Origin of the sequence: Labilibaculum sp., from assembly GCF_963664555.1 — a bacterium.
Classification (GTDB): domain Bacteria; phylum Bacteroidota; class Bacteroidia; order Bacteroidales; family Marinifilaceae; genus Labilibaculum.
The window spans coordinates 4,838,857-4,860,672 of record NZ_OY761461.1 but is presented as its reverse complement, the minus strand read 5'-3'; the positions used below and the strand labels follow the sequence as shown (position 1 = coordinate 4,860,672).

Below are 21,816 nucleotides of genomic sequence, written 5' to 3'. Positions count from 1 at the left end.
GTAAACTGCATTTGAATACGTAAATTTGCTCTCGATCAAACTATTAATACCATTTTATAAACAAAACCATTTGAGAATTCCCGTTTTACTTGTTTGTAGATAGCAAAGTGGGAGTGGTTGCTAATTAATACTATTAGATGAAAGTACTTCTTTTGGGTTCCGGAGGCCGTGAACATGCTTTTGCATGGAAATTTGTTCAAAGTGAAAAATTGGAAAAATTGTATGTTGCTCCGGGAAATGCCGGAACTGCTGCAATTGCAGAAAACATAGATATTAATCCTAACGATTTTACAAAAATAAAAGATTTTGTTCTTGAAAAAGGAATTAACATGGTCGTTGTTGGTCCGGAAGATCCTTTGGTAAATGGAATTCACGATTTCTTTCTTGCCGATGAGGCTATCAAGAGTGTTCCAGTTATTGGTCCGGAAAAATTAGGTGCTCAATTAGAAGGAAGCAAAGATTTTTCAAAGGAATTTATGTTCCGGCATAATATTCCTACCGCAAAATATAAAAGTATCACCTCTGAAAATTTAGAAGAAGGATTAACTTTTTTAGAAAGCTTAAAAGCTCCATATGTATTAAAAGCAGACGGTCTTGCAGCAGGAAAAGGTGTTTTAATTATTTCTGATTTAGAGGAGGCTAAACAATCTCTTAAAGAGATGATCGATGGAATGTTTGGCGACGCAAGCAGTACCGTAGTAATTGAAGAGTTTTTGGCAGGTATTGAGTTGTCGGTGTTTGTATTAACCGATGGTAAAAATTATAAAACACTTGCCGAAGCAAAGGATTACAAGCGAATTGGTGTAGGAGATACTGGTTTAAATACAGGTGGTATGGGAGCAATTTCACCGGTTCCTTTTGCAACTGCTGATTTCATGCAAAAAGTAGAAGATCGTGTAATTGTTCCAACAATTGAAGGTCTTCAGAAAGATAATATTCCTTATAAAGGGTTTATTTTTATTGGATTGATGAATATTGAAGGTGATCCTTATGTAATTGAATACAATGTTCGAATGGGTGATCCGGAAACAGAGGTAATTATTCCAAGAATCAAATCAGATTTACTGGAATTGATGGAAGCCGTTTCGAAGCAGGAATTGGATAAAGCTCCTTTTGAGATGGATGACAGAACAGTAACTACTGTAATGTTAGTTGCGGGAGGTTACCCGGAAGCGTATGAAAAAGGCAAAACTATTACTAAATTAGATGAGGTAGAAGGAAGCATTGTGTTTCATGCGGGAACAACTTTTTCGGGTAATGATGTAGTAACTAACGGGGGGCGTGTTATTTCGGTAAGCTCATACGGTGATACGATGCAGTCGGCCTTGGATAAATCCTTTAGAAATGCTGAACTGATTGATTTTGAAGGGAAATATTACAGAAAAGATATTGGTTTCGATTTAAAGTAATTGATTTATAAAAACTACTGCTCTTTTTTTTTATTTGAAAATTGAGTGGTAGTTGTTATTTTGCACTTCTGGTTCGCTAAAAGCTTAAATTCATGCTCTTAAAGACAATTAAAGGACGCCATTCTGTTTTATTGATACTAATTCCGGTTATTATCGTATTGCTCTGGATGGGAACCTTACTGCATTCGGTATCCTTAACAGCAGGACAGAACCAAATGCCATTGTACGAATTGTTGTTATTTCTTACAGGAGGTAATAATTTTGTTCTAAGTCTGATTGCTTGTCTTCTCCTAATATTGATGGCTTATGGAATGGTGCGTTTAAATGAGCAGTATATTTTTATCCGGCAACGAACAGATTTACCTGCATTCGTATTTGCTCTTATTGCCACGGGAACTATCTCATTAGGAGGCATGCATCCTTCGTTATTTGCTGCATTTTTATTGTTTCTTTCTGTGGAACGGGTATTTAAAATTTATCAGGGGACAGCAACTCTTTCCAACTCTTTCGATGCCGGATTTTTAGTAGGATTAGCAGGTCTGTTTTATTTATTTGCAGGAATATATATTTTCTGGTTTTGGATGGCACTTGCGGTTTTAGGATATTTGCGCAGTAAAGAAATTCTCGCGGGATTAATAGGCTTTATTGCCCCCGTTTTTTTTGTTGTGGCTTGGTACATTTGGAACGATAATCTGGCCGAACTCTTAAAAACAATTGGGAATCTCTTCTCCTCTAAAAATAATTCAGGAATTGTGTCGGTTTTCCAATATTCATATTGGGGAATACTTGGCTTTCTGGTTGTTCTCTCTTCTTTGTACATGTTGAATGTTTATGAGGAGAAAAAAATAAGTTCGCGTAAATATTTTATTATTTTGTTGAGTTTCTTTTTGGTTTCAGCTCTTGGTTTTGCATTTTTTAAAGGAGCAGGTGTTGAAATGTACTTTATTAGTATCATTCCGGTAACCTACATTACAAGCCACTATTTTGTATTCCAAAAACACTCTTGGATTGGTGAACTCTTGTTTTATATTCTGGTGGTATCAAGTATTCTAATCCACTTTATAGAATAAAAAAATGCCATTTCCTGAGAAATGGCACTTTGTCTGATAAGTTCAATCTTATTTTTCAACCATATTTGTCGTGTCGAAAGCAGTTGCTATATTAGCATCTTCCTCATTATCATTCACGGTGAAAATTATATCGTTAAAATCTTTATCTCCACCAGGCACTTGAGTATCTTCGAAACACAATACAATATCCTTACAGTTTTTTTCTTTAAACAATACATGTTGTTGTTTTGCGTCTTTGTTCCATTCAATATTGGTATAATGACGATAAACACCATCAACAGTAGCACCGTTTTTCCAACCTTGGGCGATTAGGCAAAATCCAATTACTGTGTTTTGTGCAAAAGGAGCATCACCTAACTGAACACGATCTCCGGTTTTGAGTCCCCCTCCAAATCCTTCTTTTGAAGCATTAGGGAAAAGCATGTGAAGTTCTAATTCGTCAGCACTTGCAGGAGGATATTCAGCATCGTAAGTGTAGTAGGCCAATGAATTTTTCCAACCAGCTCCTTCATCAACGAAAGTTAGATAAACAGGAGATTCTTTGGTTAATTTTAGAATCAAGTTGTTCTCATCAGAGAATAAGTCAGAATTCGCTGCGCGGTTATCCTTATTTTCATGGAACATGGCAATAATGTTGTCTACCAAAGTTTCACAAGGTTTTGTTGGAATGATATCATCCGGTACACCTTCGTCCATTTCAATAGTAATAATTTTTAGCCCTCCCGTTCCGGCAGCAACAAAAATGTAGTTGCCTCTCGATTCAACAAAGTTTACCGATGAACCAAAGTCCATATTTCCTAACAGAGTAACATTATTATCATTTTCAGGAATCATAGCGCCAACGTATACACCAGCGCCACCATTACCAATCAGCAATAGTTCTTCATTTAAGCATACCGAGTTGGTTACGTAATCCTCATCAAGACCACCTGCAGGAGTTTCAGGGCGATTGAAGCGCTCTTTTAAAGATCCGTCCAAATTACGAATATCTAATCCTGATACGTTCAATGCCGCAAGGATATAGTTGTCGGTAACATCAATTTCGGTTTTTGATTCATCAGTAATCGGACCTTGAACTTCAATTGCCTCTAATTCTGTAAAATCAGCTTTTTTGAAAGACTGTATTTTTTCATTGGTTGCATTAAGCACATAAATGTTTTCATCATTACTACTTAAAGATCTGGCATCATTAATATCAATTCCAGTTACTAAAGAGTAGTCGCTGCGTTTAAGAATGCTTAGTTTTCCATCAGATCCACTGGTTGCATAAATGTAATTTTCATCAATTTCAACATCTGTAGCAACATAAGAAGGAAGATCAACCAGTCCTGAAACAGACATGATTTTTTTAGAATTACTTAACTCTAAACTAATTAAAACAGCAGGAGATGCGAGAACATAACCAGCACTTTCAGGATCCACTGCACCTACCAGATAAATTACTCCATCATAATAATCAACAGCACTAACGTCAACATCAGGAAATAACGCCTGAGCCTTTAATACAGGATTGTCCTGATCTGAAATGTCGAATAATTCAACTCCACCGCTGTATTTGCTTCCTTTTGTATTGTAGGAAACAAATGCCATGTTGTCGATAATTTTGACGTGAGTCGCTTGAACAGCTTCACCTTTTACTTTAGGAGCTTCAACTTCAGCTTTTAGTTTGAAAGCATAATTTTTAGTCAAATCAATTTCAATTCCTGTAGTTCCTTCTTTTGTTGTTCCGGCAGGAAGATTGTTGATAATCACTAAATCATTCATTGTGGTAACCCTGCTTAAAAGATCCGCAGGATTGTTGTTAATTGAAATTCCTTCTTGAATTGCTTTCTTTTGATCGGTTTGCTGATTGTCATCATTATTGTCCGAGCAAGAAGAAACAATTAAGAAAAGTCCAATCATTGACAGTAGATATTTTCTCATAACTAATTTTTTGTTTTTACTGAATTGCAAATGTATTTTGCAGTTGCAAGTTACATTGTTTGTTTCAAATGATAAGTTTACTTATTGTTAATAGCTGCAAGGATTTGATGAAATGATTCTTTTAATTGGTGAATGATCATAAAAAGTTGTTCGGGATCATGTTCTATCTATTGATAATCATGATGCTATATGTGTATCATTAATCAGTTGACATTGTCTAAATTCCTTTGAATTGTTGGGTGTTTACTATTTTTTGCCTTTAAATAATAAAGGATGTAGAATGGTTTTCGGTTTATTGCTATCGATCCAAATTTAATATTTGCCAAACTTATCTCCAATGCAGAAACATGCTGAAATACTTGTGGAATCTATTTTTTAAAATGCTTTTTGATCCATTTTGGAAGAATAAAGACTCCAATTAGGAGATAGGGGTAGTATGAAATTAGCCGCCAAATTAAGGCCATGGTTGCAGCCACTCCAACTGATGGAAGAAATTCGCCTAAATATTTTGTGAATACCCATTCCGAAAATCCACTTCCGCCAGGAGTTGGACTGACAAGCATCATGATCCACATGACTAATTGCCTTGCGAATATCATGATATGTTCTGTAATGTTATACCCTTGGAGCATGAATGCAAGAAGAATTACATTGACCACCCAATATCTGGCAGTCCAGGAACAAAAGGTTGCCAGGAATGCTTTAAACCAAAACCAGAAGGGTTTTCTTCTCAGTTCTTTAGAACTTTCAATTATGTCGGTGCCTGCTTTATTTGCTCCTTGTTTCCACTTTCTAAGAACTGGAAGTTTGAATATCCAAAGCAACAGCCATTTTAATCCTCTTGGATTCCAGAATAAACCATAAGTTAAAACGATAAAATAACTTGTTTTTACCAGGTAGCCAACCAAAGCAAAATATAAAAGAGAATCCAGCCAGATAGAATGTTCCTGAATATCTATCATGAATAATTGGTTGATATCCAAAAACAAGATCAGGATTGGGAACATGAGAATAAAATACAGCTCGTCGAGAAAAGAAGTAGACATAACTACTGCTGAACTTTTTCCAACTTTTAAGCCTTCCTTGTTAAGATACAGAATTGCAACAGATGTTCCTCCTATTGCAGAAGGAGTTATTGCCGAAGTAAATTCCCACAGCATAATAATACGAAATGCCTTGCTCCATGAAAATGTATTATCTGTAAGTATCCGCAAACGAGCCATATAACCTAAATCGCGAATAATCATCATGATTAACGCAAAACAAAGCCAAAAAAGTGAATGCCAAGAAAATTCAATTAAGGACAGAGTTTTGCCATCAACCTCATTCATCAGCATGTACACAACAACGGCAAGGCCAATCAGAATTGGGTATACAATTCTACCTGGACGAACTCCGTTAAGTAGTTTTTTTTGACTGTCAGGTTGGTTTCTGTTCATTTTTAATACGTAAGGATGATAAACTTACGGAATTAAAGAGTTTTTTTTATCAAATATCAATGAAGATTTTGTTAAAATACTCTAAAATTGAGGTGAAGAAATTTTGAATGGGGATCATTTATATTTCATCATTAAGAATGAAAATTAAATAGTTTTTCCTTAAAATAATCAAAACTTTTTTCACTGATTAATTGTCTGAGGAAACAAATTAGTTTTGCATGTGTTGGTACAATATACCTGATTTTTGGATTTTTTGAAAGGCTGGCTTTCACGATTACCTCTGCAACTTTTTCTGCTTTCACTTGAATTTTCTTTGATTTTAGAAGAAGATTTTCCAGTTGTATAGTCATAGCCCGATAATTGGTATTCTTTGAGTTTTTGCTGGCTTTAGATAAGGCAATATTTGCCCAATCTGATTCAATAGCACCAGGATTAATTAAGATTACTTTTATTCCAAATGATTTTACTTCTTGCCGCAGGCAATCAGAAATTCCTTCCAATGCATATTTTGAGGCATGATACCATCCGCCCATTGGTAATGTCATTCTGCCAAGAATGGAACTAATATTAATGATTCTACCTTCACGATTTGCTCTCATTTTTGGCAGAATCATCTGAGTTAACTGTGCCAGACCAAAAAGATTAACCTCAAATTGTTCGCGGGCGTCTGCCAACGGAACATCTTCAATTGCACCATAAAGGCCAAATCCTGCATTATTCACTAAAATGTCAATGTGTTTGGATTCTTTATAGATGCGATTTACAACTTGCCTGCAATTTTCAGAATTAGTGACGTCAAGTTGAAGGATTTTTGCCCCTTTTTCTTCCAAATCGGTCATTGCAATAGTTGAAGGAGCTGTTGCATAAACCGAGTATCCCTTATCAATAAAAAGTAAGGCTGAAGCTTTACCTATTCCCGAAGAAGCTCCAGTGATTAAAACAATTTTTTCTTTCATGAAAATGAATCGTATGGCTGTTAATGTTTATAATGTATCATTATAAATATCAGAAGATACATAGAATCTGAGTTTATTTCAATGGGATAGGGGCGATACCTGCTAAGATCTTAACTTTATTTCTTTTATCAGCTTACCATACACATTTATAACGGTAGTTTTTTGCTATTTTTAGTACACAAACTTTTACAACCAAATCTATGCCCGCAACTACTTCTACTAAAAAATTTGGGACAGCACCAGTCTTTTTTACAGCAATCTCTACCATTTTAGGCGCAATTTTATTTCTCCGCTTTGGCTTTGCGGTCGGAAGTTTGGGGTTTTGGGGAGTAATTTTAATTATTCTTTTAGGGCATTTGGTTACGATACCAACGGCTATGGCTATTTCAGAGTTGGCTACAAATAAACGTGTTGAAGGTGGTGGAGAGTATTTTATTATTTCACGTTCGTTTGGTTTAAATATTGGTGCGACCATTGGCATTGCCTTGTTCTTTTCTCAGGCAATAAGTGTTGCTTTTTATGTAATTGCTTTCACTGAGGCTTTCGAACCATTATTTAATCTGGCTTTTAGCACCTACGGATATCTGCTTCCACGACAGATAGTTAGTGTTCCGGCAATGCTGTTTTTATCAATATTGATTCTAAAAAAAGGAGCCAACCTGGGAGTAAAGGCTTTGTACTTTGTAGTTGCTGTTTTAATGATTTCGCTCGTACTATTTTTCTTTGGTTCAACAGATCATGCATTGGTTTCAGACTTTAGTTTAATGAATGCGGAATTTAGAAATGCGGATCAGTTTTTTATTGTTTTTGCGATTATATTTCCTGCTTTTACTGGAATGACGGCAGGTGTTGGATTGTCGGGAGATCTGAAAAATCCGTCTAAATCAATTCCTGTTGGCACTACTTCGGCAACCTTGCTGGGAATGATTGTTTACTTTTTTGTAGTTTACAAGCTGGCCTTTTCGGTAAGTAGTGCCGATTTGATGGAAAATCAGCTAATAATGGCAAAAATTGCCATTGGAGGAAGCCTGGTGATTCCTTTAGGTCTTGCGGCTTCAACAATTTCATCAGCACTGGGCTCAGTAATGGTTGCTCCACGAACGCTTCAAGCACTATCGGCCGATCGTTCTTTCCCCTCTAAAAAGGTAAACAGATGGTTGGCAAAAGGTCGGAAATCAGATAATGAACCTATAAATGCATCATTAATTACATGCGTAATTGCAATGGTATTTGTTGTTTTGGGTGATGTGAATGCAGTTGCTCAAATTATTTCTATGTTTTTTATGGTAACCTATGGATCATTGTGTTTGATATCTTTTTTAAATCATTTTGGATCATCGCCAAGTTATCGCCCTTCTTTTAAATCAAAGTGGGTATTCTCTCTGATAGGATTTGTAACATCGGTTTGGGTGATGTTCAAGATTAGCTTTTTATATGCTTTTGCCGCCGTAGCGGTAATGTCACTAATTTATTTGTTCATTAACCGATATCATAGAAACAGGAATGGAATTGAGTCAATCTTTCTAAATGCTCTTTATCAGCTAAACAGAAACATGCAGGTATTTTTGCAGAAAACAGGAAAAGGAAAAGCCCGGGAATGGAGACCAAGTGCTATTTGTATCTCAAAAGAATCTTTTGAGAGAGATACTGCTTTTAAGCTTTTGAACTGGATCTCCTACAAATATGGATTTGGAACGTATTTGCATCGAATCGAGGGCTACTACTCAAAGGCTACCTACCTGCAGTCAAAGGTAGAATTGGAACGATTAATTAAAAGTTTTGATAAAATAGAGAATCACGTTTATGTTGATACAATCATATCTCCATCTTATACTTCCGCTATTGCACAAGCAATTCAGCTTCCGGGTGTTGCCGGAATGGAAAATAATATGGTGATATTCGAGTATGACAAGGGAAACCCTGATCGCTTGGATTTAATCATTGATAATTATTCATTGGCACGCGCAGGTAATTTTGATTTCTGTATTTTGGGAAGTTCGCCTCGAAAATTAGATTTCACAAGCAATATCCATGTTTGGATTAAATCTTCGGATACCGACAATGCGAATCTGATGATTCTGCTTAGTTTTATTATTGCGGGTCATTCCGATTGGAAAAAGGCGGACATTAAGATATTTAATATCTGTAAAAAAGATCAGGCCGATGAAACCAGAAAGCAATTGGATGATTTGGTTGTTTCGGGCCGACTGCCTATTACAACCTCTAATATTGAAATTATCCATGAACAGGAAAATGTATCGTCAAAAGAAGTTATTAATCAGCGTTCGGCCGATGCAGGCATAACAATAATCGGTTTTAGAGGTGAATCGCTTAAGCACGAGAAGGCTGAACTTTTTAAGGGCTACGATCAACTTGGGAATATTCTTTTTATCAACGCAAATAGTAGAAAGCTTATTGAGTAGGAAGAAAATAAATTACAAATTATATTGAAAAATATTCTTGCCGAGGGCAATAAATATTAAACCAATATGCTGGTTCTAAACATCTTTTTTATCCAGGATTTCTCCCTGAGCATTTAGTAGTAATGAGTATCGGATAAGGTTTTGGTTGCGAACAATAATTTCAAAATTTTGCGAGTCTGAGTAATTAATTTTAATTGCATTCATAACTTCGCCATATGGTTTTATTGCTTGGTAAATATTATCAGGGATAGACTCCAACTGAAGATTTATTTTTAGACATACATACTTTCCGCTTTCATGATAAACGGCAATATGTTCCAATTCATTTTTGTAGAAAATGGCTTCGTAAATTTGATCTGTTTTATGCCATTCGGTATTTAATGGTGAATCGAATTGACTGTTGAACGTGTCAATTATAGTCTGCGGGGTTAATGATTCCTGAGAATCGTTAAATATTTTTCGAAATAAGTTTTTGAAATCCATTATTGTTTGCTGTTAGTTCAATTGTCTCATTTTGGCGAAAATCGCCAAAGAATTTTTTAATCTTTGGGATATGATTTTTTATAAAGATAGATAACTCTTGTTCTTGCTCGTTTAAGTCTCATTTTTACTGCATCTTCGGTTATTCTCAGAGTTTGTCCAATTAGTTTTCCGGAAAGATTGTCCTGATATTTCATTAACAGCAAGGCTTTTTCTTCCGGATGAATCATCTCCAAAATTGCCAACAGATTTTCGTAATTAAAATCTTCCGGGTCTGTTTCAGATTCATCTATAATATCTGGTATTTCATTTCGTTTGTTCCAGTTCGGGTAATGTAGTTTCTTCTTTAGCCTCAGGTAGTCAATAGAGTAATTATAGGTAATGGAATACAGCCACGATGAAAAGGACGAATTCCCTCTAAAGCCAGACAGTTTCTCGTAGGCTTTAGACAAAATATCATTGGCAAAATCTTCAGCTTGTTGTTTGTCTTTGATGAAACTGTAGCATTTGTCCATTACTTTATTGAAGTAGCGAAGATACAGGAGTTCAAAAAGGCTTGTTTTATTCTCATGTATGATCATGTGAATAAGTTCTTCGTCGCTGGTGTTGTTGTGGTTTTCTCTCTGCATATCAGAGTGTTGGAAATTTGTTTTCGTTGGCTAATTTTTTTTTAATATTTTTTATTCTCCAGCGTTACTTCGTTAATATTCTTCGTCTAAATGGAAATTTCAATCGTGATTTAAATTACTTAAACGAAAATAGTCATTGAAATTGAAATAAAAACAAGAAAAATAAATTATACTAATTTAAAGATGAAAAAAAAGTTGTTGTTTGTATTGGCAGTAGGTACTACTGTATTATTTAGTAGCTGTGGAAAAGTGCCACAAGTAGAAATTGAAGGAGCAAATGCTGCAATCGAAGTTGCTAAAACTGTAGGAGCGAATGTTTACGTTGCAGAAGATTTTGCTGCACTTCAGGATTCTATGAGATCGGTAAATGAGAATGTTGAAGTTCAAAACGCAAAATTTTTTAAAAACTTCGATCAGGTTAAAGCTCAATTAGTTGTTGTGAATACAATGGCTGTTGAAGTAAAAGCTAAAGCTGAAGCTCGAAAAGAAGAAGTGAAATTGGAAGTTGAAAGTCTTCAGGCAGAAGTTGATTCAATTGTTATGCAAAACAAGGAATTAACAACTCAAGCACCAAAAGGAAAAGAAGGTGTTGCGGCATTGGAAGCAATCAAAGGTGATATTAGTTTAATTGAGGCTTCTTTAATTGATGTTGCAGGTCTTTTTGCTCAGGATCAACTTATTGCTGCCTTAGATAAGGTTAAAGCTGCAAAAGAAAAAGCATTGGCAATTAATACCGAATTAAACGATGTGATTGCTAAGTATGCTGGAAATAAAAGAAAATAGTGTCAGGCATAATCTGCAATCAAATATTATTTCCCTGAAGAGTCTTCTTCAGGGATTTTTTATAAACGCTTAGAGTATGGGTAAAAGGAAGAACAAGCCTTTTGTTCGGTTTGTTATTGCGATGGCTGGCTTATTGTTTGTTTTAGGCACAGCGCTTATTTGGTTGAAGCCGGAGTCTCCTCAAAATGAATTGAAACTGGCCAGAGAGGCACTTTATTCAGCTCAAAAAGCTGGTGCTGAGGAGTACGCAAAACCTTTTTATAAAGAGGCAAAACAGTTTTACGATTCAGCCATGAATTCATGGTCTGCACAGAATGAGCGATTATTTCTGCGAAGAGACTATGAGCAGGTATTGAGTTTTATTAATTTAACAATAGAAAAAGCGACCAAGGCAGAACAGAATTCGTTGCAGCGGATTAAAAATACAAATGTTATTGTCAGATGCGGGATTGATGACTTGGAGAAAAAAGTGAAACTTTACAATCGGATTTATAAGAAGATGCCTTTATCTATGGGCATAAGAAAATCTCACAATTTAGGTGTGATGAAACTTAGCGAGGCGAAAATCGCTAATGATAGTGGTCGGTACAATGAAGCCTTCGTAAGTTATAAAGAAGCCGCCGATTTGCTAAATTCTTCCAATAATAAAGCAGAACAGATTTTGAAAGCATGGTTTTCATATTATCCAAACTGGGAAAAAATGGGAGCCGATGCTATACGCTTATCTAGGGGAGGACATAAAATTATTGTGGTTGATAAGATAGCACATCAGTGCTTTGTTTATCAGAATGGAAAATCGATTAAAGCTTTTAATGCAGACTTGGGTGTGAATTGGATGGGAGATAAGCGACACAAGGGTGATAAAGCTACTCCCGAGGGAATTTACAGGGTTATGCAAAAGAAAGAAGGTTCATGTACAAAATTTCATAGGGCACTTTTAATAAATTATCCCAATGATGAAGATAAACAACGATTTGATTCAGAGAAGAAAAAGGGCACTCTGTCTTTTCGAATTCATATTGGGAATTTAATTGAAATACATGGTCTTGGGGGAAAGGGAATTGATTGGACAGATGGTTGTATTGCCTTAAATAATGAAGATATGGATGTTCTGTTTCGTCTTATAGATAATGGGATATCAGTAATTATTGTTGGGTCGTTAAAGCCTTTAAACGAGATTTACGAAATAAATTAATGAAGAATCATGATAAATGATGAAAGCAATTTTAAAGGAGAATTGAATACTTACTTTGGTAAAAAAAGGATGTTGATCAAGTTTATTTTTTGGCTGCTAATGCCGATTTTTCTTTGGTTTATTATTCTGTTTGTTTTAATTGGAGTGCCTTATTTGGAAAACAGATCTTTCATTTTTGAGAAGGCTCTAAGTGCAATTCAGGAGAGTGAGAATAATAGTAAGTTCAAGAAAGAATTGCAGTCAGGAATCGCCCAAGTACAAAAAAAGATGGATCGACTAACTCCCGGAGGAGCTTATTTAATTGTAAATACCTCTGATAATACTTTTTCTCTTTACCGGAATAAAGCTCTTGTTCGGGAAGGTTTGTGTTCTACCGGCAGTCATATTAAACTCGAGGCAGACGATAACAAAAACTGGATATTTCAAACTCCCAAGGGTGTATTTTCCATTCAAGGGAAAATCACATCACCCGTTTGGCGAAAACCCGATTGGGCCTTTGTTGAGGAGGGTTTACCAATTCCTGGCCCCAATTCTTCATCTCGCTTTGAGTATGGTGTTTTGGGAGACTATGCTCTCAGCCTAGGTAAGGGATATTTGATTCATGGTACACTCTATAAAAGATTTTTAGGACAGCCAGTTACTCATGGATGTATTCGAATGAACGATGATGATTTAAAGACTGTTTATCAATTTTTGCCAATTGGGGCAAAGGTTTTTATCTACTAATATGAGTATGCAAAAAAATTACAATTCAAGAAGTTTTCATTTATTCAGGAATTATATCACTTATAGTATTCTGGTTGTAATTATTGGAATCGCTTTGCAATATGGAGTTTTCTCAGTGATGGCTGTGAGGCAAAAAATGAAAATGTTTGACCAAGAAGTTGATGCAGCTTTGTTGTCGGTTAACGAACGGCACATGGATCCGGTACTTGTAGATTTATTTAAGGAAAAGGTATTTTTGGAAACTCGTTTCCAAATGTCGAAAGCCGATTCTATAAGTCTGTCCATAAATCTGAAAGACAGTATTCTTCAGTTGGAACTGAAAGGAGTTGTTATAAAATCAACTAAAATTACTGATTTTGAAGTTGATCAATTTCTTTATCAGTTAAAACCAGCAACTTACCAGCATTTGTTTGGCAGGCAATCACAGGTAAAGAGTTATTCGTCTACAATCAGCAAGGTTCCAATTGTTGTGAAAAAGGCACCTAAAGATACAACCGAAGCTCAAGCCTTAAGTGTAAAAATTGATTCGGTAAAAAGTGAAGTTGTACATTGGATGCTGAAGCTGGACAAGGAAATTATTCTAAAAATTGAAGGAAGTGATCCATATTTCCGATCACATTGGTGGATCGGACAAAAGTTTTGGCTCCGGGAAGATATGAACAGTTTTAAAAATTTTAAAGAGACCATTAGGTTTAAAGTTCCTGAATATTATCCTGAAATTCGCTTGGTAATTTCAGAATCGGATGCCAAAGCCATATATCGCGCATTGCCTGCAAAACCTTTAGTAGGCATCAGATTATAGCTAAGAAAGAATCGGTTGAAGCAGACCAGGTTTTATTTTTTGCAATTCATATAAAATGAAAAGTCCGGGAACCACCCCGGACTTCAATCTAACCCATTTTAATCTATGAAAACCTAATCCTCTCGGAAAGGATGGTACAAACTTATGAAAACTATCTGGATTGAAAATGCTAAAAGATGTTAATTAAGGTTAAACAATTTGTGGGGCAATTGTTAACTTCTGAAGAGTTGCACCGATAAAGCTATGTGTAAGGACAATCAATTTAATTTCTTATTAACTCTGCGAATCAAGTTGTGCAGGATGGAGGACATTCATTTTTGGAGACTTTATTTGAAATACATCTTGCAGGATATCACCTGATATTTGAATTGATCCCCATTCATGACTTCAAATGGTAGTGTTTTTTTTGCAAACAAAAAAGCGCCCGCGGTGGAAGCCCGCAAACGCCTTATCTTTAATGTGGAGAATACCGGAATCGAACCGGTGACCTTTTGACTGCCAGTCAAAAGGTTTTTTTGTATGATTATTCATGAACACTTATGGTTGTTGCATTTAGTAAGCTTTTTGATTAAGTTTGTTATGACTGGTATCTCAAAATATTCAGTTGTAGATATGTAATGTTAGTGTTTTTGTTAGTGTTTTAATGTATGTCTAAAAAAAGTTTACCTATAATTTGTCATCCAGAAATCAAAGAAGAAACGTTAAGGAGCGAGAAAGGTGTTTCCTTAGTTGCCTTCTTAGATACCGTTCGAAAACGTAAGGATGGAAGCTGCTCCATAAAGCTAAAGATAATTCATGAAAGATTCCCTGCATACTATTCTACAAAAGTTTCTGTAACTGAGGAAGAGTATTTAAAAATGTTTGGAAATCGATTAAGTGCTGAATTGAAAGAGAAAAGAGTAGTTGTATATCATTATTTAAGAAGAGCTTATTTAGTCATTAATGAAATGGAAGAGTTTTCATTTGTCGAATTTAAAGATCGTTTTACAAGGAAACGTACAAATACTAAGAATGTCTATCCTTACTATGAAAGATATATTGAGCTTCTAAAATCTGAAGAACGATTAGGAACTGCACAGAATTATACTTATTCCATGAAAAAACTGAAAGCGTTTCATGGCAAGAATTCAATTTCGTTTGAAACCATCACTCCAAGTTTTCTCAGGCAATATGAGAAATGGATCATTGATAACGGGCACAGTATTTCTACCGTTGGTATTTATTGTCGCCCTTTAAAAAAGATCTTCAACGATGCCATTGCTGATGGTGTGATTAGTAATGATAAAAGTCCTTTTGGTGATGTGAAAAGAGGAAAGTATACCGCTCCTTCGGCTAATAATACTAAAAAGGCATTGAGTCTGGAGGATTTAAAAAAGATAATCACTTATTCTCCTGAGTCTGGATCTCCTGAGCATTACTATCGTGATATGTGGGTTTTCTCCTATGTTGGTAATGGAATTAATATGAAAGATCTCTGTCTGTTAAAGTACAAGGATATAAGTGGGAGCCAGATTCGTTATTCCCGTGAAAAAACTAAAAATACGAATAGGTCTGCCAAACCAATTTCAATTGCACTTATCGATAAGAATTTAGAAATAATTGAACGTTGGGGTAAGAAGCCTAGAAATCCTGATGAATATATCTTTCCTGTATTAGAAGGAAAACCAAAAGAAGAAGAAATTAAAAGGAAGGTACAGCAGTTTACCAAGCAGGTTAATAAATACATCAAACGAATAGGGAAGAAGCTTGAAATTGATGGGACAATAACCACATACTATGCCCGCCATTCTTTTGTAACAGTACTCATAAGAGCTGGTGTCGATGTACATACAATTACTGAAAACGTAGGCCATTCTAGTTTAAAAGTGATTGATAAGTATATTGATAGTGTAAAGGATGAAGAGAGAGTTAAGAATGCAAATAAACTTTTAAAATTTGAATAATGGATATTTTTGCGCCCATATGTCTATCAGAACTAAAAGAAAAGTCTGAACTAATAGCTAAATTAGTTCCCCCAAAACAAAATAATGCAACTAATTCTGCATCTCATTTATTTGATTTGAGCAATCTTCATATAAATGAACTCTTTAGGGATAATGCTTCCAAGTTAATATGTCGAATAAAGCTAGTGGTAGATTATGTTCATCTTAATCCTATAAGAATAATAGATGAGAAAAAGGAAGATCGTATTGAGGATATCTTTTTAAGCTTTGGTGAGGAATATGAAGAATTAATAACTCGTGCTTTTAAAATGTCCGAAGATGGAAAAAATGAGGAAATGTTCGACTTGTGGAAGCATTATCAGTATGATATTGAAAGGGTTATAGGTAAAATACTCCCAGCTATCAGTTATTTGCAAGAAATTAAATCAATTCACTATCATTTAAGCGACAATAATAAAGCTGGAGATTTTGAACTTTATAATAAAAGAAACTTAAAGAGAGAAAAATTATCAGCTATGTGTATTGCTCTTCTTCATTATTACAATGATGAGCCTATTACTATATATAATATAGATGAAATCATGCTTAAGTATGGGTATCGGGCTAAGCAAACCTTATTAGATCTATATGAAGAGGTCAAGGTTGAAGATTTCAGAATAGAGTCAACAGTGCTCAAAAAAAGTTGTGATGCAATACTGTCTAAAATAAAGCCTGAAAAGAAAGAAAAGGTTTTGGATGAAATGGACAGGTCTCAGAGATTAAAGAAGTCAAACAAGAATAAAAAATAAGTACTTGTAAGTACTTTCTCCTCTAGAAATATTATTTTCTGTATTAACCGTTACTTATCATTGTATTGTGATTTTTAAACAATGCAAGATGAATAACAAAAGTATAATAACGAGAAACGATAAGATACAATTGGTGATTGCGGGAGTTCTTTCCAATTGTTCTGTGTGTTATAAAGGAATACTGAAAAAGGTTAATAATCCTCAGGTGTATTTATTGGTGAAATTGAAACAATTCGATTTTACCAATAAATGTATTTGGGGATTTTTTGTTTCAATTAAAAAGGAGGAATTAGTATGAGTCAATTTGTCGTAATGTCACCAGAAGATCTCAAAGAAACTATTGAGAGAGCAATGAGAAACGTTTTGTCTAATCAGCAGACGTCAAAGTCAGAAAAAAAGAACAAAGTGCTTGTACTGTCTGAGGCTGCTGAATATTGTCGAATGCCTGTCCCAACTTTTCGTGAATACCTTGGACGTAACGAAATACGAGGAGCTAAAGTTGGAAAAACATGGCGTTTTTTCACAGAAGACCTTGATCAATTTTTAAGGAAGTATCTAAGGAAAACAAATGCAGAGATTGAAAAAGAAATTGATGATGAATTGTCTAAGTAATTTATACGGTACGTCCTCAAAAACCACGAGAAGATCTTCGTATCCATCAAGTTAATATTAGATTAACTGAGAAAGAAAAATATAAAAAAAAGGTGGACCGCCATCCACCTATAAATTCTCATGTTTAGATAACTCACCTAAAACACATGTACAAAAATAATGAAAATGGTGCTGATAACCTAATAGATAGGATAAATCAGGAGCCTGAAATGCAATTAAAAGTAATTCAACATTTTTTTCCACAAGCAAGTGTCAAGAAGAATTTTAAAACCCATAAAGAAAATCATCCTTCAACATCATTAAGATGGTTTGAAGGAAAATATTGGGTGACAAATTTCACTTCTCCCGATAAATCTATGGATTGTTTCAATATTGCTCAGGATAAGTTAAAAGTAGAAATGTCGGAAGTTCTTAAATATTTGACTTGTAATTTATTCCCAGAGTATCAATTTAATAGCTCTAGTAACTCAATTGAAAGAAGTCCCTTTGAAAAGCAATTGTTTGCTATTAAAAATAATTTGAAACAGGAGGCTGCAAAGATTCTTGAAGGTCGAGGAATTGACACTAAAAGTTTGCCTAAAAACGCTTTTTATCAAAATAATAGTATAAATGGAAGCGCTGATGCAATTGTGTTTTTTGACAAAGACGAAAAGCTAATTAATAAGAGGTATTTAAATCCGTCAGGAGGACAAAGATATAACAATAAAGGGCGCTTGGATGGTGCCATATATGATGTTTGTTTTAATGCTGATTCTGAACAAGTTTTTATTGTTGAAGGAGCTATCAACTCTTTGTCTTTAGCAAAAGTTGAATCGAGCATTGCCATATTTAGCACCTCAAATAATATTACAGCGAATCGTCTCAGGAATTACATTACAAATAAGCATGTTGTTCTTGCTTTAGATAACGATAAAGCCGGTAATGAGGTAGCAGAAAAAATATATGATTCTATTATGGAATCAAATATCGAGATACAATCAATTAAGCGTTGTGTATTCCCTGTTAATAAAGATTGCAATGATTTATTACAAGAGAATCAATTGAACGATTTTTTGTCTGAGAAGAAGAATTATAAGCAACTATATCCTGAATTCATTCCTGATTCAATAGATGAAAAGAAAGATGTCGAGAAGTTTGACTTTTTCAAGAGAAATAGCTGTTATTATGTCGAGGATCAATATAAAGGCAAAATTCGAGAAAGACGGATTTCTAATTTTATAATGACCATTTTCTATTTTTTGCCTGATGGATCGGATGATGCAAAACGAATTTTCTTTCTTCAAAACAGATCAGGCAAATCTAAATTACTAACAATATCATCCAAAAATCTAAATGTCAAGAGCTTTAAATCAAGCATTGCATCGGTGGGTGGATTTTCATTTTTAGGCACACAAAATGAACTGGATATTATTCTAGAATCGTTGAGAGAAAGAGAAGAAACAGCCCAGAATATTGGAGTATTAGGTTATCAACCAGAATTTAACCTGTATGCTTTTAGTAATGGAATAATTAATAATGGAAGTTTTCAAAAAGTTGATCGATTTGGAGTAGTAAAAGCAGATGGAAAATATCTCTACATACCTGCTTTTAGTGTAATAAATAAATATTCCCCTTGGTTTGATAAAGAACGAAAATTTAAATTTTCGCCTGGTAAGATGAAATTTATGGAATGGTCAGATTTACTCTATAAAGCGTATCATGATAAAGCTGTTGTAGGAATGAGCTTTGTGATAGGAGGATTATTTAGAGATTATATTTTCAAAGATCTGGGCTTTTATCCGTTTCTATTTTTATTTGGAGATTATGGAGTTGGTAAAACTTCCTTTTCGGAAATATTCTTGAATCTGTTTGGGTCAGGAAATCGAGGAGTGTCATTGGAAGCTGGATCCACTTCTAAATCTGTAGCTAGAAACGCAGATCAACAAAGAAATTCTCTTTTGTATCTAAAAGAATTAGATAGTAAAATTGAATCCAAAATTGTTGGGTTTTTAAAGACTGCATATGATGGAGATGGATATTCTCGTGCTCAATCAACCAATGATAATAAAACTCACGATACTCAAGTTAATTCAGCCATCATGCTAGATGGTAATTATTTACCTACAATGTCCTCTGCATTATTTAGTAGAATGATAATTCTAAATTTTTCGAGTCATCTATTTTCTGATGAAGAAACAAAAGCCTTCCAGACTCTCAAAAAGGAGGCAAAAAACGGTTATGGTAATGTAATACTAGAAATATTAAGTCACCGATTTCATTTTGTAAAGGAGTTTAAGGAGCAGTTCAATAATGTTTATCATGAATTGAAATATGAAAATCCTTTAACCGCTACATATTCAGAACGAAATGTAAAGCACATTTCACTGTTATTGGCAATCTATAAAACAATGAGTTCTAAGTTGAATTTTCCCATGAATTATGAAAGTTTACATAGCTGTTTGTTGGAAAATGCAAGAGAACAGGATGAGTCAATGCAAACAGTTAGTGAAGTAAATCAGTTTTGGAATACAATTGAATTTCTAAAATCTGATTTGAAGCTAAATAAACAGCATTATAGAATCATTAAACATGACGATAAGAGTTTATTGGGCATTCGTTTTAGTCTAATTTATCCTTTGTATAAAAGATTTTGTTTGTCTCAAAACCAATCAGAATTGGACTTTAATACATTGCTTGCCTATTTAAAAGATCAGAAATCATTTGTTAAAACTTGGCAGAAAGGACGCATTGATTCTCATACTATTAAGGATTTTGGGAGTGCATATCTATTCGATTTTAATCAATTACCCCTAGAAAAAGAATTATGGCTAAAATAACAGTTATTATCAATCAAAAAGGTGGGGTTGGAAAGACAACAACAACCTGTTCGTTGGCGGCAGCATTAAGTTTAAAAGGAAAGAAAGTATTGCTGGTGGACCTTGATCCTCAGACTAATGCTTCTGAATCGCTGGGGGTAAGAAATTATGATAACAATATATATCAAGCTTTAAAAGGAGAGTCTGCGATCTCACCAATAAAGGTGATAAATAATTTATATATCGTCCCATCTAACATAGACTTAAATGCGTTAGAACACGAAATGAATAACGAGCCGGGGCGGGAATACCTGCTTAAAGAACTGTTAGAGCCTGTAAAGAATCAATATGACTTCATTTTAATTGACTGTTCCCCCTCTATCGGTTTAATTGCTTTAAATGCCCTTTCAGCTTGCGATACGTTTATAATACCCGTTCTTCCCCATCATCTGAGTATTCAGGGCTTAAGTGGTTTAGCAGATGTTGCTAAAAAAATCAAATCCAGAATTAATCCCAAACTAAAGCTCGAAGGCGTACTTATTACCCAGTTTAGCCATCGTAAGGTTTTACATCGTGATGTGCAGACTGCTTTGAAAAAACACTTTAATGGAAGGCTTTATGACACTACCATACGTGAGAATATTTCACTGGCAGAAATGTGCTCTGCGGGTATCGATATCTTTCGATATGCCCCTAATAGTAATGGCGCTGAAGATTATCTAAAACTGTGTGAGGAATTTTTAAGCAAACAATAGTGATTGTTAGCTACTTGATACCATAAGAACCATAATCACCATTAAAACCATAAGTAATGGCAAAGAATTTTAAATCTGGAATTGATGCATTGCTCCAGCCAAGTATCCAGGAAAAAAAAGCTGATAAAGAAAAAATAATATCAGTTAAGGCAACTTATTATTATAACTCCGAACAGTTAAACACAATTAAGAAAATTGCATTCTTCGATAGAAAACCCATTGGTAGGGTGATTTCAGAAGCGTTGGAAGTATATATTCAATCTTACGAGGATTTGAGCAAGGCACAAAAATTAAAGCGTTAGAACAGTTTAAATATAAAAAGAGAATTTACTGAGATGTAGATTCTTTTTTTGCCTTCAAATAAAGTCTATAAGGAAAATATGAATTTTCAATGTAAACCTGTAAACCTATATTTGTTTATTGTTGTTATGTATTGATATTTAGTTTTTTATGTATTTGTTTTTGGTTTACATTGGGTTTACACAGGTTTACATGGTTTTTTAATAGGAAGATTATTAGGAAGTTAAGGTTTACATTTTTTTTCTTTATCAGCTTTTTTCAGAGCAGAATAATAAAATACAACGATAATTGATTCTTGATCGTGATTTTATTTCCTGAATGTATTCAAATATGATGCTGTCCGTTTGCTGACCTTTTCCTGTACTAATGCTGTACTAATGCTGTCCTTATTCTGTATGGAGTGTTCCAGAATTTGTAAATACAGTTATTGGAAAATTTGTTAGGGTAATCATTATTGCGATATAGATCACTTGATCAGGGCAATAACCTACTATGAGTGCAAGCCAAGAGGGAAAGTGTCTTTCTGAATAAATTCTGATATGATGTTGCTGATTTGTTGTGTTGATGCTGTGTGTTTGTTGTGCATTTGTTGTCCTTATTCTGTATCGAGTGTTCCAGAATTTGTAAATACAGTTATTGGAAAATTTGTAAGAGCAATCATTATTGCGATATGGATCACTTGATCAGGGTAGTAGTCTACTATTGGTGTAAAGCAAGAGGGAAAGTATCTGATTTTATTTCTGAATAAATCCTGATATGATGTTGCGGATTTGTTGATGGTTTGTTGA

The 21,816-nt window shown here is 34.5% G+C and carries 19 protein-coding genes; 14 read left to right on the top strand and 5 right to left on the bottom strand.

Annotated features, from left to right (window positions below; translation table 11 throughout):
• The first annotated feature begins 137 nt into the window (after positions 1-137).
• Together purD and ACKU4N_RS19470 are read left to right on the top strand one after the other, a co-directional pair.
• The gene (purD, locus tag ACKU4N_RS19475; RefSeq protein ID WP_321319286.1) at positions 138-1,409 is read left to right on the top strand and encodes a phosphoribosylamine--glycine ligase; all 1,272 of its coding nucleotides are present in this window, start codon (positions 138-140) and stop codon (positions 1,407-1,409) included.
• A gap of 92 nt (positions 1,410-1,501) precedes the next feature.
• The gene (locus ACKU4N_RS19470; RefSeq protein ID WP_321319284.1) at positions 1,502-2,479 is read left to right on the top strand and encodes a hypothetical protein; all 978 of its coding nucleotides are present in this window, start codon (positions 1,502-1,504) and stop codon (positions 2,477-2,479) included.
• A gap of 48 nt (positions 2,480-2,527) precedes the next feature.
• On the opposite strand, the gene ACKU4N_RS19465 is transcribed toward ACKU4N_RS19470, so the two are convergent.
• From ACKU4N_RS19465 to ACKU4N_RS19455, 3 genes are all read right to left on the bottom strand, one after another.
• Entirely contained in the window at positions 2,528-4,402 is a 1,875-nt protein-coding gene (locus ACKU4N_RS19465) for a DUF4114 domain-containing protein (RefSeq protein WP_321319282.1), read from the bottom strand.
• A 368-nt stretch (positions 4,403-4,770) separates the two neighbouring features.
• Complete coding sequence (locus tag ACKU4N_RS19460) at positions 4,771-5,841, bottom strand: lysylphosphatidylglycerol synthase transmembrane domain-containing protein (protein WP_321319280.1); 1,071 nt, start codon at positions 5,839-5,841, stop codon at positions 4,771-4,773.
• 131 nt (positions 5,842-5,972) lie between these two features.
• Positions 5,973-6,797: an oxidoreductase gene (locus ACKU4N_RS19455; RefSeq protein WP_321319278.1), complete on the bottom strand. Its 825-nt coding sequence runs from the start codon at positions 6,795-6,797 to the stop codon at positions 5,973-5,975.
• Positions 6,798-6,997: 200 nt separating this feature from the next.
• On the opposite strand from ACKU4N_RS19455, the gene ACKU4N_RS19450 reads away from it, so the two are divergent.
• On the top strand, positions 6,998-9,220 hold the full coding sequence (locus ACKU4N_RS19450; protein ID WP_321319277.1) for an APC family permease: 2,223 nt from the start codon (positions 6,998-7,000) through the stop codon (positions 9,218-9,220).
• Between the two features lie 75 nt (positions 9,221-9,295).
• On the opposite strand, the gene ACKU4N_RS19445 is transcribed toward ACKU4N_RS19450, so the two are convergent.
• Positions 9,296-9,703 (bottom strand): hypothetical protein, encoded by a 408-nt coding sequence (locus ACKU4N_RS19445; protein ID WP_321319275.1) that lies wholly within the window; start codon positions 9,701-9,703, stop codon positions 9,296-9,298.
• 56 nt (positions 9,704-9,759) lie between these two features.
• Positions 9,760-10,329, bottom strand: a complete 570-nt coding sequence (locus ACKU4N_RS19440) for an RNA polymerase sigma factor (RefSeq protein WP_321319273.1) — start codon at positions 10,327-10,329, stop codon at positions 9,760-9,762.
• Positions 10,330-10,512: 183 nt separating this feature from the next.
• Between ACKU4N_RS19440 and ACKU4N_RS19435 the strand changes: the two genes are divergently transcribed.
• From ACKU4N_RS19435 to ACKU4N_RS19385, 11 genes are all read left to right on the top strand, one after another.
• Complete coding sequence (locus ACKU4N_RS19435) at positions 10,513-11,112, top strand: hypothetical protein (protein WP_321319271.1); 600 nt, start codon at positions 10,513-10,515, stop codon at positions 11,110-11,112.
• Between the two features lie 76 nt (positions 11,113-11,188).
• A complete protein-coding gene (locus ACKU4N_RS19430) occupies positions 11,189-12,307 on the top strand; it encodes a L,D-transpeptidase family protein (RefSeq protein WP_321319269.1) in 1,119 nt (372 codons plus the stop codon).
• Between the two features lie 9 nt (positions 12,308-12,316).
• On the top strand, positions 12,317-13,033 hold the full coding sequence (locus tag ACKU4N_RS19425; RefSeq protein ID WP_321319267.1) for a L,D-transpeptidase: 717 nt from the start codon (positions 12,317-12,319) through the stop codon (positions 13,031-13,033).
• A 7-nt stretch (positions 13,034-13,040) separates the two neighbouring features.
• A complete protein-coding gene (locus ACKU4N_RS19420; RefSeq protein WP_321319265.1) occupies positions 13,041-13,835 on the top strand; it encodes a hypothetical protein in 795 nt (264 codons plus the stop codon).
• A 647-nt stretch (positions 13,836-14,482) separates the two neighbouring features.
• Complete coding sequence (locus tag ACKU4N_RS19415) at positions 14,483-15,778, top strand: tyrosine-type recombinase/integrase (RefSeq protein ID WP_321319264.1); 1,296 nt, start codon at positions 14,483-14,485, stop codon at positions 15,776-15,778.
• Complete coding sequence (locus tag ACKU4N_RS19410) at positions 15,778-16,566, top strand: hypothetical protein (RefSeq protein WP_321319262.1); 789 nt, start codon at positions 15,778-15,780, stop codon at positions 16,564-16,566. The genes ACKU4N_RS19415 and ACKU4N_RS19410 overlap by 1 nt, the downstream gene beginning before the upstream one ends.
• A gap of 88 nt (positions 16,567-16,654) precedes the next feature.
• The gene (locus ACKU4N_RS19405; RefSeq protein WP_321319260.1) at positions 16,655-16,864 is read left to right on the top strand and encodes a hypothetical protein; all 210 of its coding nucleotides are present in this window, start codon (positions 16,655-16,657) and stop codon (positions 16,862-16,864) included.
• Positions 16,861-17,178, top strand: coding sequence for a helix-turn-helix domain-containing protein (locus ACKU4N_RS19400; protein WP_321319259.1), 318 nt, complete (start codon positions 16,861-16,863; stop codon positions 17,176-17,178). Before ACKU4N_RS19405 ends, ACKU4N_RS19400 begins: the two co-directional genes overlap by 4 nt.
• Before the next feature lie 146 nt (positions 17,179-17,324).
• The gene (locus ACKU4N_RS19395) at positions 17,325-19,994 is read left to right on the top strand and encodes a toprim domain-containing protein (protein WP_321319257.1); all 2,670 of its coding nucleotides are present in this window, start codon (positions 17,325-17,327) and stop codon (positions 19,992-19,994) included.
• Entirely contained in the window at positions 19,982-20,728 is a 747-nt protein-coding gene (locus ACKU4N_RS19390; protein ID WP_321319255.1) for a ParA family protein, read from the top strand. The genes ACKU4N_RS19395 and ACKU4N_RS19390 overlap by 13 nt, the downstream gene beginning before the upstream one ends.
• Before the next feature lie 56 nt (positions 20,729-20,784).
• Positions 20,785-21,030, top strand: a complete 246-nt coding sequence (locus ACKU4N_RS19385) for a hypothetical protein (protein ID WP_321319253.1) — start codon at positions 20,785-20,787, stop codon at positions 21,028-21,030.
• Positions 21,031-21,816: the final 786 nt, after the last annotated feature.